The 1,850-nt window shown below is 74.5% G+C and carries 3 protein-coding genes; 1 reads left to right on the top strand and 2 read right to left on the bottom strand.

The window, feature by feature from the left end; genetic code table 11:
- Position 1 precedes the first annotated feature (1 nt).
- Together ACTUAL_RS29205 and ACTUAL_RS29200 are read right to left on the bottom strand one after the other, a co-directional pair.
- Positions 2 to 298 (bottom strand): hypothetical protein, encoded by a 297-nt coding sequence (locus tag ACTUAL_RS29205; RefSeq protein ID WP_440902490.1) that lies wholly within the window; start codon positions 296 to 298, stop codon positions 2 to 4.
- An 88-nt stretch (positions 299 to 386) separates the two neighbouring features.
- Entirely contained in the window at positions 387 to 917 is a 531-nt protein-coding gene (locus tag ACTUAL_RS29200; RefSeq protein ID WP_440902489.1) for a cysteine hydrolase family protein, read from the bottom strand.
- 58 nt (positions 918 to 975) lie between these two features.
- On the opposite strand from ACTUAL_RS29200, the gene ACTUAL_RS29195 reads away from it, so the two are divergent.
- Complete coding sequence (locus tag ACTUAL_RS29195) at positions 976 to 1,743, top strand: enoyl-CoA hydratase-related protein (protein ID WP_096496766.1); 768 nt, start codon at positions 976 to 978, stop codon at positions 1,741 to 1,743.
- Positions 1,744 to 1,850 lie beyond the last annotated feature (107 nt).

Genomic DNA, 1,850 nt, shown 5'->3' with positions numbered 1-1,850 from the left:
CTCACGGCCCCTTGCGCAACAGCAGTTTCGCGTCCGCCACGTCCGCCGGGAACACCAGCAGCAGGTGCGCCCCGTCCCTCCGGACGGCGGTCGCGCGCAGGCCCGCCGCGTGCAGGCGGGACAGCAGGACCTGCGCGGCCTCCTCCGTGGGGACCAGGGCCACCTCGCGGAGCAGGCCGAAGTCGGTGCCGGTGTGGTCCGGCACGGCTCGTCTGTCGGCGCCGAACGCCCAGCGCAGCACCAGCGCCAGCAGGCCCAGGGCGACCGCCAGCAGGAGCACGGGGGTGAGCGTCGTCACGGTCCTGAATGGTCCTCCACGTGCGTGCCCGTCGGCAACGGCGCGGCACGGGGACGACACCGTTCAGCGCAGGGGCCAGGGGCCAGGCTCAGCGCAGTCCGGCCAGGACCTCCGCCGTCGACGCGATCCGGGCGAAGCCGCCGCCCCTCAGGTTGACCTCCGTCGCGTGGCACAGCTGGTCCGCCGTCAGGTCCTCCAGGTCGAACGTGTACGTCGCGTCCAACGCCACGGTCACCCGGTACCCCAGGTTCCCCGCCACCCGCGTGCTCGTCTCCACGCACATGTTCGTCTGGATCCCCACCAGCACCACGTCCGCCACACCCCGCTCGCGCAACCAGCCGTCCAGGTCCACCTCCCCGTGGAACGCCGAGTTCACCGACTTGCCGAACACCAGATCCGCCCGCTCGACGTCCAGGAACGCCTGCAGCGCGTTCCCCGGCCGGTCCGGGCGCAGCGGGGAGCCCTCCTCCACCGAGTCGTGCCGCACCAGCACCACCGGGCCCCGCCAGGCGTTCTGCAGCGCCTCGATGTTCGCCTCCGCGTCCGGGTTGTTGCGCGCGCCCCACACCGGGTCCGCGAATCCCTGCTGCACGTCGATCACGATCAGTGCGGTCTCCATGGGCACGAGTCTGGCCGCAGCGGTGCGGGGGCGATCACGCGGCACTAGCGTCGGGGGCATGGGCGAGCACATCAGCGTCGAGCGCACCGGTGACGTCGTGCGCATCACCATGGACCGGGCCGGGCGGCGCAACTCGCTGTCCGGGGACCACCTCGCCGAGCTGCTGGCCGCGTTCCGCGCGGTCGCGGCCACCGACGCGGCCGGGGTCGTGCTGGCCGGGGACGGGCCCGCGTTCTGCTCCGGGCACGACTTCGCCGACGTCGCCGAGCGGGACCTCGGCGGGGTGCAGGAGCTGCTGCGGGTGTGCGTCGAGCTGATGCGCACGATCCAGGCGGTGCCGCAGGTGGTGATCGCGCGGGTGCACGGGGTGGCCACGGCCGCCGGGTGCCAGCTGGTGGCGTCGTGCGACCTGGCGGTGGCCGCCGAGGACGCCTCGTTCGCGCTGCCCGGCGGCGGTGGCGGGTGGTTCTGCCACACGCCCGCCGTGCCCGTGGCGCGCTCGGTGGGGCGCAAGCGGCTGATGGAGCTGGCGCTCACCGGTGACCCGATCGACGCGCAGACCGCGCTGGAGTGGGGCCTGGTGAACCGGGTCGTGCCGCTCGCGTGGCTGGACTCGGCGGTGGACGAGCTGATGGCCCGCGCCACCCGCGGCAGCCGGGCGAGCAAGGCCATGGGGAAGCAGACGATCTACGCGCAACTCGACCGGCCCGAGGCGGACGCCTACGCGATCGCGGCCGAGGTCATGGCGGCCTCGTCGCAGACCCCCGCCGCGCGCGAGGCGATGGCGGCGTTCCTGGAGAAGCGGGACGCCCGCTGGGTGGACTGACGCGGGTGGACTGACGCGGGGGACCGGTCTGGGGGGCCCCCGGGGCCTGAGCGGGCCCGCGGGGCCCCCCCGGCGGCACAGCCCCCTGTTGTAAACCCGCGGGGACC

It is taken from the genome of Actinosynnema sp., assembly GCF_052038725.1.
The sequence above is the reverse complement of the archived record's forward strand: the minus strand, read 5'-3'. Positions and strand labels throughout refer to the sequence as shown.

Bases quoted from the DNA above. Each gene is read 5' to 3' on its own strand.
- ACTUAL_RS29200 (WP_440902489.1), bottom strand. From the start codon at position 917: ATGGAGACCGCACTGATCGTGATCGACGTGCAGCAGGGATTCGCGGAC.
- ACTUAL_RS29195 (WP_096496766.1), top strand. From the start codon at position 976: ATGGGCGAGCACATCAGCGTCGAGCGCACCGGTGACGTCGTGCGCATC.